General features: G+C 45.1%; 13 protein-coding genes. 2 read left to right on the plus strand and 11 right to left on the minus strand.

Annotation, left to right across the window (positions count from 1 at the left end; all coding sequences use genetic code 11):
- Positions 1–2: 2 nt before the first annotated feature.
- From M3193_RS15800 to M3193_RS16845, 3 genes are all read right to left on the minus strand, one after another.
- Positions 3–1943, minus strand: coding sequence for a TOMM precursor leader peptide-binding protein (locus M3193_RS15800; RefSeq protein ID WP_251629678.1), 1941 nt, complete (start codon positions 1941–1943; stop codon positions 3–5).
- Positions 1940–3871, minus strand: a complete 1932-nt coding sequence (locus tag M3193_RS15805; RefSeq protein ID WP_251629679.1) for a putative thiazole-containing bacteriocin maturation protein — start codon at positions 3869–3871, stop codon at positions 1940–1942. Before M3193_RS15805 ends, M3193_RS15800 begins: the two co-directional genes overlap by 4 nt.
- Positions 3872–4032: 161 nt before the next feature.
- Positions 4033–4314, minus strand: coding sequence for a heterocycloanthracin/sonorensin family bacteriocin (locus M3193_RS16845; RefSeq protein WP_353056424.1), 282 nt, complete (start codon positions 4312–4314; stop codon positions 4033–4035).
- A gap of 500 nt (positions 4315–4814) precedes the next feature.
- Here M3193_RS16845 and M3193_RS15815 point away from each other — a divergent pair, with 500 nt between their 5' ends.
- On the plus strand, positions 4815–4982 hold the full coding sequence (locus M3193_RS15815) for a hypothetical protein (RefSeq protein WP_251629684.1): 168 nt from the start codon (positions 4815–4817) through the stop codon (positions 4980–4982).
- A gap of 370 nt (positions 4983–5352) precedes the next feature.
- Here M3193_RS15815 and M3193_RS15820 read toward each other — a convergent pair whose 3' ends face one another.
- The 6 genes from M3193_RS15820 to M3193_RS15840 all read right to left on the minus strand — a co-directional run bounded on the left by M3193_RS15820 (position 5353) and on the right by M3193_RS15840 (position 11819).
- Positions 5353–5541 carry a hypothetical protein gene (locus M3193_RS15820; protein WP_251629686.1) on the minus strand — a complete coding sequence of 63 codons (189 nt, stop codon included), beginning with the start codon at positions 5539–5541 and terminating at the stop codon, positions 5353–5355.
- Positions 5542–5797: 256 nt separating this feature from the next.
- Positions 5798–7294 carry a S8 family peptidase gene (locus M3193_RS15825; RefSeq protein ID WP_251629688.1) on the minus strand — a complete coding sequence of 499 codons (1497 nt, stop codon included), beginning with the start codon at positions 7292–7294 and terminating at the stop codon, positions 5798–5800.
- A gap of 415 nt (positions 7295–7709) precedes the next feature.
- A complete protein-coding gene (rlmD, locus tag M3193_RS15830) occupies positions 7710–9071 on the minus strand; it encodes a 23S rRNA (uracil(1939)-C(5))-methyltransferase RlmD (protein WP_251629690.1) in 1362 nt (453 codons plus the stop codon).
- 254 nt (positions 9072–9325) lie between these two features.
- Positions 9326–9436: a cytochrome bd oxidase small subunit CydS gene (cydS, locus tag M3193_RS16875; protein ID WP_410055881.1), complete on the minus strand. Its 111-nt coding sequence runs from the start codon at positions 9434–9436 to the stop codon at positions 9326–9328.
- A 14-nt stretch (positions 9437–9450) separates the two neighbouring features.
- Positions 9451–10476 carry a cytochrome d ubiquinol oxidase subunit II gene (locus M3193_RS15835; RefSeq protein WP_251629692.1) on the minus strand — a complete coding sequence of 342 codons (1026 nt, stop codon included), beginning with the start codon at positions 10474–10476 and terminating at the stop codon, positions 9451–9453.
- Complete coding sequence (locus M3193_RS15840; RefSeq protein WP_251629695.1) at positions 10473–11819, minus strand: cytochrome ubiquinol oxidase subunit I; 1347 nt, start codon at positions 11817–11819, stop codon at positions 10473–10475. The genes M3193_RS15835 and M3193_RS15840 overlap by 4 nt, the downstream gene beginning before the upstream one ends.
- Positions 11820–12102: 283 nt before the next feature.
- Here M3193_RS15840 and M3193_RS15845 point away from each other — a divergent pair, with 283 nt between their 5' ends.
- A complete protein-coding gene (locus tag M3193_RS15845) occupies positions 12103–12537 on the plus strand; it encodes an NUDIX hydrolase (protein ID WP_251629697.1) in 435 nt (144 codons plus the stop codon).
- Between the two features lie 84 nt (positions 12538–12621).
- On the opposite strand, the gene M3193_RS15850 is transcribed toward M3193_RS15845, so the two are convergent.
- Positions 12622–13569 carry a diacylglycerol kinase gene (locus tag M3193_RS15850; protein ID WP_251629699.1) on the minus strand — a complete coding sequence of 316 codons (948 nt, stop codon included), beginning with the start codon at positions 13567–13569 and terminating at the stop codon, positions 12622–12624.
- 110 nt (positions 13570–13679) lie between these two features.
- Positions 13680–14249 (minus strand): thioredoxin family protein, encoded by a 570-nt coding sequence (locus tag M3193_RS15855; RefSeq protein WP_251629701.1) that lies wholly within the window; start codon positions 14247–14249, stop codon positions 13680–13682.
- Positions 14250–14368 lie beyond the last annotated feature (119 nt).

The following is a 14368-nucleotide window of genomic DNA, read 5'->3' on the forward strand; positions in this document are numbered from 1 at the left end:
GGTTATGGGAACGGATGCGGATATGGATTGAGCTGTTCAAGTGTTAACAGTTCTTCCTTATATCCGAGTTCCATTGGCACCCTGAGTACCCTCTCAAGTCCTGTTACTCGGGTAAGATGTTGACCGAATGTCATCGGCAGCATCCCCGGAATCAGGACTTTTACGCAGAACAGTCCGTTTTGTTTGATGTCCGGTACCGTTTGATCCACCACGATCACATCGAGGTTTAATCTCCTAAACACCTGGAGAATATCCCGAAGATCATCCGTGAGGTCTGCATGCACTGCCTTCCATTTGAATTCCTCCTCAAACGTTCGCAATGGCCGATTATCATCTAGCAAAAACTGAAGGCGTTCTTGCGCTTCCGGCAACCCATACAACATCCCATGATCATCCATCTTCCGTACCAAGGAAGAGTCTTTCAGCATTTGCACATACTTCTCCCGGTTTGCATTTAAATTCTCGTCAAGTATTAGCATCATGCCAGCCAACTCATGAATCGCGCTTTTCGCCGCTCGTATTGGATCCAGATGAGCGCCTGCCGCAGCAATGATATTCAACCCTGTTTCTTTCCTGTTTTTCGCCAGTACCAAGACACTTGGAATTCCGTTTTCCATCGTCGAGTTATAAAAATGAAGATCATAACCACAAACTGCCCGCACACGGTCAATCATCAACTTTAATTCTTGATCATTCGTTGAATAAGGGTCAAGACGTGGAAGTGCCAGCTCTGCGTACCAAGTCACCAGGAACGAATCACGCTCAACAACTTCCATAATACCGTAGAAAATGGCCTCCTCTAAACTACCGCCTAACGCACATCCATTGGAAGTTTCGTAGACAAATCCCTCACCGCCCAAGCTGTAATAAGCAAGCAACTCCGGAATCAGAATAGGATGCTCTTTCAAAAACGAATAACCCCAAACCCAATCGATCGAGCGATCAGGATTAAACGGTTTGAATGGAAAATTAGGCAGCGCATATTGTTCTTTTGAATGAACACCTACCTCAAGAGGATTAAGCGCTCGGTCTTCCAGATTGCGGTAGCTGTCATGAACGACTGTTCGTTTTCCACTTGGAGACAGACCACAGTACCGCTCCAACCCTTCCAAAATAGCCGTAGACTCACTAACCTTGTATGAATGAGTCCGGCCTGCCACCCCCTCGTCTCCGCCAAACAACGGCAGATTAACACTTGCATCGGCAAATGGCAGCATGAGGTGATACATTTTACTAGTTACCAAACCAGACCGATCATCTAGATAATCCTTGCTTAGAATCTTTTGCAGGTCATCCACGGAACGACAGCGGTAACTGTCAGGACTGATCTTCAGACTAGATTGCAGTGTAATTCGGGCCGCGTCTGCTGAATCATTGGGTAATCGACTACATTCCGGACACAACGGGTCAGGAAGAAACGAATGCCACGAACTTCTTAGCGATTTCAGATTGATTAAACATAATCGACCTTCAGAATGAGCCTGTTCTCCTTCTAGTATGTTCTGTACCTCCGACTCGAGAAGGTGTGCCAATTGCAATAATCCCGTACGCGATGCCCAAGCATCACACGAATTTCCACCGTGTTCTTTTAGTCTCTGTTCTATCTCCCACATCTCTTTACGATCTCGGCCGGCCATGATACGTCGCTTGTCTGCACATTGGGAGCAGCCTGGTATTTCTGAACGTACTAGTGGCCCAATCACCCCTTCTCCATATGAAACAAAACCTCGCAGCCAAGGTATGCCGGTTAGTCGCAATACCTCTTCCGCTCTTTTATGAATGGAAGGATTCAAGGTATCATGCAATACCAGAACCAGTTCAGTCGTTTCTGGTATTTCCTCTTCGAAATCGTAGCGGCGTATTACTTCGTATTGAGTGAATAGATCCCCGCATACACGGTCAGCCAATAATCCTTCACCAACAACCACAATGACGGCACTCACCGGAATCCTCCCTCCTCTCGTAAGAATACGCCAAACAGCCCTGCGATCCCCTCTTTCAAAAATGGTTCAACTGCTAGATCAGCTATTACTAGCCGTTTGTGATTCCGTTCTAGGATTTGTATAGCGGAATGCAAAATCTCGGACTGTCCCTTCTCATCACAAGCGGAGATAACAAGGCTGAGTGGTACCTTTTCTTCCAGTAGAACTGACGAATCTTCCTGGGCTTGCACCGGGTTCATAAGCGCCTGTTGTAACGCGTTTCGCAACGCCAATGTACTATTCAAATCTACACCACCATACCAGCCGTCATTCGTTCCGACCCAGATGACAGGGAAACCGTTCAATTCCTCTCCCAAGCCAATCGTCGCTGAGCCGTGCATCGTGGTCAGTGCATCCAAATAAAACCTGCAGTGTTCGTCTTCTACCGTCTCCACTTGCATGGGAACAACATGGATTTTTTTATTTTCCAACTGCATGCTCAGCTCTTTGTCCAAACAATTTTGCAATGCCCGGCAAATACCTTCCGCAACCGTTTCTCCCGCTCCCACACCGATGATTTCCTTTATTTCTTCCCCGTACTCCTCTATTTCCTGATAGGATGGTAGGGTCGCAATGAGCAATCCAACCGCTCGTGACACATACGATTCTATTCCAGCCAATCCCGCTTTCCTCCGTGCTTCCTCATGCGTCAGATCTGTACAAACTATGTCTGGTAAAAGCTCAGCGGGTCCCTTCGATAATATATCAACTGCCTGCACGCGACACTGAGCTAAAGGCAGCTGCTTTAGATCTCCTTCCTCCCAGGTATGAAAAATCCCTGATACGTCCGATGTCAGCTGGCTGAAGTAAAGTAATAATCCACTCGATTCATCTTTGCTTTCGCTTCGTTCAAGACGCACATCCAAATCTGTTACCCATTCAGTGGACATGGGTCCTTCCACCAACGGATGAGGCAAAAACGAATGCCAGTTTCCTTCCAATGTGTCTAGATCAAGCAGATAGAAAAGGTTTCTCTGTCCAGATTCAGTCACTCCTGTAATCTCTTTAAACAATTCAAATGTGATTACATTGGCTAACATTGCCCCTGCTGTGGCAGAGAAAGAGGAGAGCTGTTGCTCCTTGGCAAGTGCAGTTCGATGCACGCGCCTCCACGCAGACTCCCAATTCCCCTTATCGTCTGGATGCACCAACGGACCCGCAAGGCCCACACCCTGATGGCATATAGCAGGGAGAAACACCTTCTTCTCTTCCATACAAATCTTATGAAGAAATTGGAGTTCCTCAATATCGCCCTCCTGAGACACATACAAAATCGAATCAAACGGTTGAATAATCTCCCGCCAATCCTTCTTTAAGCTGACCTCTTCTACCGCTACCTCGCCGTCTGTTTCACGGGCATGTTCCACGAGTTCCATTAACCGCTGTCTATTGGTCGGCACTGAGTCCGTGATGAGCATATGGATCTTGGGCAATCCTGATTCAAGTAATGAGGAAACCAACGAAACAAAAAAAGGACCAGCGCCAACCGCTAACACTTTTGCCTGACGATAGGTTTGAAATCGGTACGCACTCGAATCACCGAAACTGTCCAGAAATTCTATTTGGGAGGCATACTTATCTAGCACTTGATCGGCCAATTGATGAGGAAGATCTTGGCTCACATCCCGAACATACTCATTTTGGTGCAGCACTTCCGCAATTTCATAGACACGATCCCGATATGGAACAGGCAATCCCTCTGTCAATTCCCCAAGGGTGTGCTTCCCGTTGAACATCGGTATCAGTTTTTCAATCCACTGAACGATTGCATTCCCTTCCATACGAAAAGAATTTTTATTGTTCCTGAAATACACACCGCTATTTGAATCGGGGAGAAAAGATGTGTCCCTTTTCACTTTCAGACGCATCAGAGGGGTCAAATTCGGCATTTCATTCCTCCTTAACCATAGCTATTTCTAAATCGAGATTATGACTAACACTATAATCCTATGTACCGTAGCTTGTTTCATATGTTTAACCTTATAGAAAGGTCCCTGCAACAACTGCAGGGACCTTGGCATTCATGGCTTTTGTTAGAAGTCTAGAAATATCAACCGTGGCAACGGCCGCCGCAACTACTACAGCGAAAACAATTATGGCAACGGAAACAATTAGAGCAGCGGAAACAATTGAAGCAATTAAAACAACTAAAGAAGAAGCAGCTAGCGCAGCTAAAGCAGCTAGAACAACGGCCAATGCCACCACCGATGCCGATAATAGGGAGCAGAGCAGTAGAATTTGAAAAGGACGCGTTCGGGTCAAAAGAAACTGCCTGACTCGAATTGAAATCGCCAACATTCAACATCTGGAGTTCGTTATGGAAATCATTCATTCTTGCACCTCCAATTAAATTGTCAAGATGTGCTATGAACTTGAAAGGGGAAACACAATAATAAATAGTCCATAAACACACTCCTTACCAATTTATGAAAGATGGTTGGGTAATGCTACTGATTTCAATACCTACTTTTATCGACCAAGCATGGAACATTTCAAAATGATTTGCTGCCATGAGGGAAACACGGATAAATCGAGACTGGACAGGGATTCGCAATTCAGGGTGCCAATTCAGGGTGCCTGTGCGGCAAACTATTCTGATTATGCACTACAATTGCATAATAAAAATCAGAAAGTTGTATTTTTCAATGGGTTACTGGATAGTTTATGAATATATATTCTTCACGTTGAATAGTCATAAATGCACTTCACACAGGCACCAACACAATTCAGACAATACACTACAATTGTATAAATTCAAAAAGGTAGGCAACCATGGCAAGCTTTGGTTGTCTACCTTCATGAATAGATATACAAATTATTGAATTGTCATAAATGGGTGATGCACAGGCACCGAAAAACCCGGGTTTTCGAACGATCCATGATCATGTGGATGTGTCGGAAGTTGCGGGGCAATATGGCGGCGGCGGGCATGCAAAAGCATCTGGATGCTCGTTTAGCAAGGAGGCGTTTCAAACGTTTGTATTGGACACGTTCTCTTAGAGCCAAGAGAAGATGCACGCAGAAATCGCAGTAATGTGAAACGTTCTTCGTTCGGTTCCCTCTATACAAATCGAAGAGAAGATAACTTTTTCATTTAACCGGTAAGCGAGGAAACTTGGGCTATTTAACAAAACAAAACAACTATGGAACAGACTTTTGCAAGCTTTGACGAAGCAGATCGTTTCTTTAATAGATACGACGAAGCCTGGCTTGTCCGGGACGATACTTTTGTCAATTATTTAATGGAACAGATAAGAAGTACGAAATAGACAGTATGATAAGTGCCATGTCCCAATGATATAGGACGTGGCACTTATCAAGTTTGCGATGATACGAAAAAGCTTCTATATATGATGAGAATGAACTTCCCTTAGTACTTTCCAATTAGCGCTTTTACTCCTTTATAAAGTAGAACAAGCGAGAAAATCAAGATAGCTAAAATACCTAGCAAATCTATGATTGGCTCTAAGACTCCTAAGTAAGGACCAGCTAATGGTACACGTACTAATGCAAAACCTGCTAAGATTCCAGCCAACATCAAAAGGATGAATCGATCCATTCCGTAAAACCTCCTCTCCTTACATAATATGAATAAGGACAAGGAAGGTTGACGGGCTCTAGTCTTCGAGGCTACTATTTAAAACACTCATCACTGAGCGTTTGTAGACTGTAGACAAACGACAAGTAAAATTGTGTTTGTCTACAATCTTTTCTTTTTAAGTTAGTAATTAATTATAAAATGTTGATGATTTCAGGATTGTAAAAAGCGAACCCAGCGGCCCTTCCATAAGGAAAGGGCTTTTCATTACAAACCACTATCGTTTTGTAGTAAATTTCAGACTTACACCCGCAGACTCATTACCTGTAATGTCTACTGTTTTGAACATAACAGTGTAAGATGTGTTTCTTGTTAAACCAGTGACATTAACTGCTTGAGTGCCTTTATCAACAGAACCAAGCAATCTACCGTTTAAATAGATATTTGTTTTTGCAAAGTCGGCGTCCGTTGGATTTGTCCATGAAAATGAAGCACTTGTATATGTTGTAGCAGTTAATTTAACATTATTAACCACAGCAGGAGCCGTAGTGTCTACAACTGGTGCAGGCGGTACTGTTGGTGCTTTAACGGATTCATACGTTAAGAATCCATAACCGAATAATGAGTCTCTTCCTGCATCACCTAAATCAGTTGCATACTTTTGCAGTTCAGCACGAAGCTGTGCATTTGTCATTGTAGGGTTCTTTTGCTTCAATAGAGCAACAAATCCTGCAACGTGAGGAGAAGCCATTGACGTTCCATCTAAACGTGCATAACTTCCATTCAAATAGGTGCTTACAATCGCTACGCCTGGTGAAGAGAATTCTGTTTCAACGCCCGTAGAAGAGAAGCTACCGATTTGCAAAGATTGATCCACCGCGGATACAGCAATTACTTCATTGTATTTTGCGGGGAAGTTTACAGGAGTTCCCACTCCATCATTTCCATTAGCTGCTATTAATACGATTCCGTTAATTTGTGCTTTAGCAACCATGTCATGAAATGCTTTACTGTCAGCACTTGTTCCAAGAGACATGTTGACAACATCCATTTTATTTACAATCGACCAGTCAAGTCCTTCTAAGATGTCGATTAGATAACCGCTGCCATCTTGATCCATTACCTTTACGGCATATAAATCAGCGTCAGGTGCTACTCCTACTAATCCTCTTCCATCTCTCTTTGCTCCGATGCTCCCTGCAACGTGCGTGCCATGACCATTGTCGTCATTGAAAGAAGTGGTGTAATCTACAGTGGAAACTCCACCTTTAATTAGAAGGTCTGGATGGTTTGCAACTCCTGAATCCACAACAGCCACTTTAACACCCTTTCCAGTCAATCCTTCGTTCCAAGCATTTGATACTTTCATCGCTTGAATGTCCCATTGAGATTCTTCAGCGGGTATAGTAGTTCCGGTCGATTTAGCCTCTACCTTGTTCAATACTTGTACAGCATTTTTATTGTTTACTAAAGAAAACTTGATGTTCTCTTCAACGGAGGCGATATTTGGATTCTTTTCCAATGCCTTCATTGCATTCGGGCTTGCTTTTACCGCTACAGCATTAATGGACTTGAATTGAGTTTTCACCTTTTTGCTTCCTCTGATAACAGCGTCTTTTCCACTATTATTCTTGTATACGACAACGTACTCTTTTTCCGTGTCAATCAGTTCTTCAGCACTTGCAAAAGGTACTAACATATTCATTGCAAATCCTAACGTAAGTGCTGTTGCAATAATCTTTTGCGACTTACCTTTATTGTATAATTCTTTCATAATATATCTCCTTCACTCTCTTTCAAATTTAGTGGTATGGCCTGTACTTTTATATCGTATTTTTTTGAAAGACTTGTAATAGGAGTAACTTCCTGTTTTTTACTTACAAGCTGTTGCGCTAGGTGCCTGTGCAGCAAACTATTCTGATTATGCACTACAATTGCATAATAAAAATCAGGAAGCTTTATTTATCAATGGGCCACTGGATATTTACTGAATTTATATTCTACATAGTGAATAGTCATAAATGCACCTTACACAGGCACCAACACAATTCAGATAATACACTACAATTGTATAGAATTAAAAAGGTAGGCAACCATGTTAAGCTTTGGTTGCCTACCTTATGAATAGATATACGAATTATTGAATTGTCATAAATGGGTGATGCACAGGCACCGTTTAAAGGCACCGTTTAAATTTCCAGCCAGGCGACTGATTCGACGTGGCTGCTTTGGGGGAACATGTCGACGGGTTGGACTTCTTTTGTCCTGTAGCCGCCGTCTTCCAAAATCCTCAAGTCGCGTGCCAGTGTTCCTGGGTTGCATGATACATAGACGACACGCTTCGGTTTGTATTCCAGGATTGTTTGTAAGAGTTTCTCGTCGCATCCTTTGCGCGGCGGGTCAACGACTAATACGTCGAAGCGTTTGCCTTCTGCGTACCATCTTGGGATGACGTTTTCCGCTGCGCCCGCTTCGAAGTGGGCGTTCGTTATGCCGTTCAATTCAGCGTTGCGTTTGGCGTCTTCGATCGCTTGCGGGACGATTTCTACTCCGTACACTTCCTTCGCTTTCTGGGCAAGGAACAGTGAAATGGTGCCGATCCCGCAGTATGCGTCGATGACCATTTCGTCGCCTGTCAGCTGTGCGTAGTCGAGTGCTTGCTTGTAAAGAACTTCGGTTTGCGCAGGGTTCACTTGATAGAAGGAGCGCGCCGATATTTCAAACTCGATGTCGCCGATCTTGTCGATGATGAATGACTTGCCGTAGAGAGGGAGCGTTTCATTTCCGAAGATGACGTTCGTCTTCTCTCCATTGACGTTTTGCATGATCGATGTCACTTCCGGTACAACTCGTTTGATGAGTTCGACAACGGCGTCTTTCTGCGGGAATTTTTTCTTCAACGTCACGAGGACAACCATGATTTCGCCTGTCGCCTTCCCTTTCCGGACGATCAGATGCCGAAGCATGCCACGATGGGACTTTTCGTTGTACGCTTCAAGTCCAAGCGCATGCATTTCGTGTTTCAGCGTGGACATCAGTTCATCTGCCTCTTCACTTTGGATGATGCAGACGTCCGTGTCGATGATGTGATGGGAGCGCGACCGGTAAAATCCGGATACAACTTTTCCGTCCCGTTCGCTGAAGGGAATCTGGGATTTATTGCGATAGCGCCAAGGGTCTTCCATCCCTTTGACAGGGTGGACAGGCACGTGTGGCAACTTCGCGATGCGGTCGATGACGTCGCGGACCTGTTTTTGTTTTTGGATGAGCTGGCCTGCGTATGATAGATGTTGCAACTGGCAGCCGCCGCATTCCCAGAACACATGGCATGGCGGTTCCACGCGGTCCTCAGATGGCTTCGTCACATTTAACAGACGCGCAAATCCATAATTCTTCAGCGTTTTCCCGACTATGACCTCGACTTCCTCGCCAGGCAGTGCACCAGGTATAAAAAGCGGGTAGCCTTCCACTTTTGCAACGCCTGATCCGTCATGGGTCAAATCCTCCACATGGACAGTGAGACGATCATTTTGATTCACAATAAAAGACATGTTTTTTCTTCCTCCAAATTTCGTATGTACTTAGTTTATCACAAAAGCGAGTGTCGGCAGGCATGCAAAGCGGAAGGTATTTCACTTACTCTAGACGAGACAAAGGTCCTAAAATGACGATAACTCTTGGGAAGTGACCGATAAGGAACTGAGCATGACCGATTAATTGTGAAAATGAGAGATAAGTTCCTGGAAATGATCGCTAAGTTTTCAAGAAGCAAAAAAACAGACGCACTGGACGTCTGTTTTCCACATTACTCCTCTTTATCCGTAACCGAGCCATCTAGCGGCGCAATGAGAAACGCAACAACGATGGCTGCAATCAGGATGATGAAAGGTGCATAGAAAATAATGAAATCAGTCATGCCCATAACCCCCTTTACACATGGAAATCCTTCTTCCCACGGACATATCCTTTATTGAACAGGAACAGTCGCATGAGCAGGACGAGCGACGGGATCAAGAGACCAAGTCCGAGAATGAACGCCACAATGAGTGAGATTGCCATCGCAGGATTCGTGAAACTATCGTAAATCGTCAAATACGGGTACAGCAAATACGGATAATGCGACGCACCGTACCCGAAAAACGCAAAGATGAATTGGCCCATGAGCAAAATGAATGCCCACCCGTAGTTGTGGCGCTTCCAAAGCAGCCAAACCGTTCCTGCAAACAACAGGAAGGAAATGAGGAACATCGGCCAAAACGTCTGGATGTTGCTGTAATGCTCGAAATTATGCCTCCGAAGCTCGAAAATGATGCCGCCTGCTGTAATGATCGTCGGCAATGACCAGATGAGCGCATATTTCCGGAGCAGGTCGGTCGCTTCCACGTCGCCGGCTTTATTCGCATACCATGTCAGGAACACTGCTGAAATGTACAGTGTTGCCGCAATGCTCAAGACGACGATCGACCACGTCAATGGGCTTGTGAATAGCAACCAGTAATCGAGCACCGGATTTCCATCCACCAATTCGATGAAGCCGCCTTCGGAAATCGTCAAGACAATTGACAGCGACGCGGGAATCAATATACCCGCCAGACCATACATGAATGAATAGCCTTTATGGCCCCGCGCGCCGTATGTCTCGAACGCATAATACGAGCCGCGGATCGCAAGCAAGATGATGCCAAGGCTGACAGGCACCAAGAGCGTCGTCCCGTAATAGAAAGCGGTCTTCGGGAAGAACCCGATGATCCCTACGAAGAAGAAGACTAGAAAAACGTTCGTCACTTCCCATACTGGAGATAAATAGCGCTGGATGACTTTCGTCAAAATACGCTGTTTACCAGTGAGTAAGCTGTATGCATTGAAAAAACCAGCTCCGAAATCGATGGCGCCTACGAGAATATAACCGAAAAGGAATGTCCAAAGAACCGAAATCCCTAAAATCTCCAAGTTCATTGTACATCACCGCCCTTTTCCATATGACGATCTTCCAATTCACGTTCGACTGGATTGTTCCGGAACATCCGTCGCAGAACGACGACACTTCCGATGCCAAGGATGATGTACAACCCTGCGAACAACATGAGCATCAAGTCGACTTGCCCGCTCGTCGTTGCGGCATCCTCGACGCGCATGATCTTCCGAAGGATCCACGGCTGCCGTCCAACTTCCGCAAGCCACCAACCAGATTCGATGGCGATAATTGTAAGCGGTGCTCCGAGGACAATGAGCCAGCGGAACCATTTTGTCGATACTCGTTTCCATCCACGGTTGATACCAATCCAGTACAATGCGGAAAGGATTGTCATCCACATGCCAATGAAGACCATGATGTTGAATAAATAATGGATATAAAGCGGAGGTATTTCATCCTCCGGGAACTGATCCAGACCGATCACTTCCGCTTTCGGATTATTATGTGCGAGCATAGAAAGCCCGAACGGAATGTTAATGGCATACTTCACTTCCCCGTCTTTCAACACACCTAATAAGACGAGCGGAGCATTTTCCTGCGTTTCAAAATGCCACTCTGCCGCAGCAAGTTTTTCGGGTTGGTACTCAGCTAAATATTTACCGGAGAAATCCCCGATTATTGCTGTAGCGATAGAGAACACAAATCCTAATTTCATTGTTAAATAGAGGGCTTTCTTATGATAAACATGATTGGATCCCTTCAATAAACGGAATGCCGCAATCGCTGCCAGCACAAACGCCGCAGTCATATATGCCGTGATGACGACATGCGCCACTTTCGTCGGCATTGCCGGGTTGAACATCGCAATAATCGGATTGATATTGACGATTTCCCCGTCCACGATGTCAAATCCTCGAGGCGCATTCATGAATGCATTGACCATTGTGATGAAAACAGCGGAAAACGAAGCGCCGATTGCAACCGGCACTAATAAAAGCAAATGCTTTTTCTGATTCTCAAACCGATCCCATGTGTATAAATAAATCCCGAGGAAGATAGCTTCAAAAAAGAAAGCGAACGTTTCCATGAATAACGGAAGCGCTATGACATTTCCCGCGAACTCCATAAAGTTCGGCCACAGCAATGACAATTGCAGTCCAATCGCGGTTCCTGTAACAACTCCGACAGCCACTGTAATGATGAAACCACGCGCCCACCGTCTGGCAAGCAAGATATAATGTTCATCGTTTTTCTTAATGCCCACCCACTGTGCAATCATGATCATGAGTGGGACGCCGACGCCGATTGTCGCGTAAATAATATGGAACGATAATGTAAGTTCTGTCAGCACACGCGAATAAAAAACGGCTTCTTCATTCCCCATTTATTTTCCTCCTTCAACTTCCAAAAATTCTACCGACAATTGAAAGCAGCATGATTCCAGCCACTGCAAAGACAAGCCACATGAGCCACTTCTCTTGTTTCTTATACACGGAATCCCTCCGTCCTTAAAATTCCCATTAGATAACTGTTCATTACTTTTCCCTATTTATGATTGAAATAACAGGATAGTCATATGAATTGTGAAATGTTTTCAACCGACGTATTGCTCTTGAGACTATTTGGAATCTTGTGTATAATAAAGAGATTAAAGAGAGGTGAACACGATGGAGATTAAAAGAAAAGTGTTAGCTTACATTACGAAGGATGACAATGGAGATCGGAAACTCCTTGTGTTCGAGCATAAGAATAATCCCGAAGCTGGTTGGCAAGTGCCAGGCGGAACAATTGAAGAGGATGAATTGCTTTTAGACGCGCTCTACCGCGAAATCGAAGAGGAAACCGGCATTCGCCGGGAGCAACTTCAGTTAAATGGCAAAGTGATTAAGGAGAATTATTTTCCTGAGAATCGGCCGAATGTCATCCATGAGCGGAATATCTTTCATCTCACCTATATCGGCGAGGAAGAAGCCGAATGGGACACTTGTGTCAACAGTACCGGCAAGGACAACGGCATGATCTTCCATTGCCGCTGGGTTCCGGTGAATGAATTGCCTGAGTTGGCCGCAAGTCAGGATAAAGCGCTCGATTTCATTATTTGAGGCGAATTACTAGAGTCCTTGTGCAAGTATTTGAGTTTACTTGAACCCTTGGTATATCCGCAAAAAATAAAAGCTGCATGGAATTCAATCCAATGCAGCTTCTTCATTTTCTCGATCATTATCAATTCGATCCTGCTCACGCAATTGGTCGAGAGGAGCGAACATTTCAATATGGCGATATCTGTTTTCAAAAGTGGCAGGAAGGGTTCCGCCGTATTCCCCATCCAAGTTCAGGAGCACTTCTTCGGACGATGTGATTGTCACTTTCGAAGGCTTTGCGGAGATGACGAGCGGATCATCCAAATGCTCGCCGCGCAATGCTAATGTGACAATCCTGATGAATTCGGCCATATTACATTTCTTTAAAACTAATAATGTAAATTTGCCGTCATTGATGCTTGAGTTCGGCGCCAATTTTTCAAGGCCGCCGACAGAATTCGTCAAGCCGACGAGGAAGAGCATCACTTCCCCTTCAAACACTTCATCATCATACTCGATTTTCACATTACTCGAATGGATGGAAGGGAGCATTTCAATCCCTTTCAAATAATAGGCGAGCTGGCCGAGAACCGTCTTGAGCTTGCTTGGCACTTCATATGTCAGCTCCGTCATACGCCCGCCGCCTGCGATGTTGATGAAATGGCGGTCGTTCATGAGGCCGACGTCAACCGGGATCGTCTCACCGCGGACGATGATGTCGATCGCTTCGTCAATATCCCTAGGGATTCGCAATGCTCTCGCAAAGTCATTCGTCGTGCCGGTCGGAATAAGCCCGATTGTCGGCCGTTTTTCAAATGGAGAGACCCCGGCGACGACTTCGTTCAACGTTCCATCACCGCCTGATGCGATGATGACGTCAAAGCCCCTTTCCACGGCTTTTCTCGCCGCTTCAGTTGCATCGCCTTCCGCCGTAGTTGCATGTACGGATGTTTCATAGCCGGCCACTTCCAGCTTTTCCAATACTTCAGCCAGGTGCTTCCGGAATAGTTCACGTCCTGCTGTCGGGTTATAAATGATTCTTGCACGCTTCATACATGTTCCCTCTCAATTCATACAAAATGCAATGCTTGCAGTCGTCAATAATCCAATCATCAATCGCTTACTTGGACTATCGGTCATGCTAAAAAGTTCCCACTGCAGTTTTATTTCGTCTGCTGTAATGCGGGCATGACCGTTTTGCGGATATCTTCGTATACGGTGAGCCATAATTCAGGCTGGGTCGTATAAAGCTTCATCAGTTCAGAAATGAATTCCCGCTGTTTCTCTTCAAAATCAGGCGCTTCTTTCGCAGGGAGTTGTTTGCGGCGCTCCATTACATCCTCCTGGATGGAAGCTGCACGTGGTCCCCACTTCGCCAGTACTTCGCCTTCCTTATCAAGCAGCAGGTAGATTGGAATTGAGCGGCCGCCATTTGTCAGATGCCTGTCAATCAAATCTGTGTCTTCATCCCGATAGACCGCCCGTACATCCAGGTCAGCGGCTTCTGCAATCCGGCGCAGGATCGGATTGTTCATCATTGCGTCCCCGCACCAATCTTCCGTTATGACTAGTATATTGGGCTTTTCCGTTTTTGCTATTTCGATAAATGCATCGTCTTGAGGTACATCGAATTTTTCATAAATGCTGAAGCTGTTTTCTTTATGTTTGTCCATGCGATCCATGTAATCTGCAAGTGAAATCGCTTCCTCGAAATATTGCTTTTCAGTTTTCATTCCGACACTCCTTTTTTATTATTATAATTGAAATATGATGATACCGGATTTCCGCTACAGGCCGCTTTCCAATCGAACAGCGAAGGGTTCGATTTGCCGTATTTCTGCGCTTTTTGCAG

It is taken from the genome of Sporosarcina luteola (assembly GCF_023715585.1).
Taxonomy (GTDB): Bacteria; Bacillota; Bacilli; order Bacillales_A; family Planococcaceae; genus Sporosarcina; species Sporosarcina luteola_D.

Excerpts from the sequence above, each read along its gene's own strand:
- M3193_RS15820 (WP_251629686.1), bottom strand. The coding sequence starts at position 5,541 with ATGGATCGATTCATCCTTTTGATGTTGGCTGGAATCTTAGCAGGTTTT.
- cydS (WP_410055881.1), bottom strand. The coding sequence starts at position 9,436 with ATGACTGATTTCATTATTTTCTATGCACCTTTCATCATCCTGATTGCA.
- M3193_RS15805 (WP_251629679.1), bottom strand. The coding sequence starts at position 3,871 with ATGCCGAATTTGACCCCTCTGATGCGTCTGAAAGTGAAAAGGGACACA.
- M3193_RS15825 (WP_251629688.1), bottom strand. The coding sequence starts at position 7,294 with ATGAAAGAATTATACAATAAAGGTAAGTCGCAAAAGATTATTGCAACA.
- M3193_RS15850 (WP_251629699.1), bottom strand. The coding sequence starts at position 13,569 with ATGAAGCGTGCAAGAATCATTTATAACCCGACAGCAGGACGTGAACTA.
- M3193_RS15835 (WP_251629692.1), bottom strand. The coding sequence starts at position 10,476 with ATGAACTTGGAGATTTTAGGGATTTCGGTTCTTTGGACATTCCTTTTC.
- M3193_RS15815 (WP_251629684.1), top strand. The coding sequence starts at position 4,815 with ATGGGTGATGCACAGGCACCGAAAAACCCGGGTTTTCGAACGATCCAT.
- M3193_RS15840 (WP_251629695.1), bottom strand. The coding sequence starts at position 11,819 with ATGGGGAATGAAGAAGCCGTTTTTTATTCGCGTGTGCTGACAGAACTT.
- M3193_RS16845 (WP_353056424.1), bottom strand. The coding sequence starts at position 4,314 with ATGAATGATTTCCATAACGAACTCCAGATGTTGAATGTTGGCGATTTC.
- M3193_RS15855 (WP_251629701.1), bottom strand. The coding sequence starts at position 14,249 with ATGAAAACTGAAAAGCAATATTTCGAGGAAGCGATTTCACTTGCAGAT.
- M3193_RS15845 (WP_251629697.1), top strand. The coding sequence starts at position 12,103 with ATGGAGATTAAAAGAAAAGTGTTAGCTTACATTACGAAGGATGACAAT.
- rlmD (WP_251629690.1), bottom strand. The coding sequence starts at position 9,071 with ATGTCTTTTATTGTGAATCAAAATGATCGTCTCACTGTCCATGTGGAG.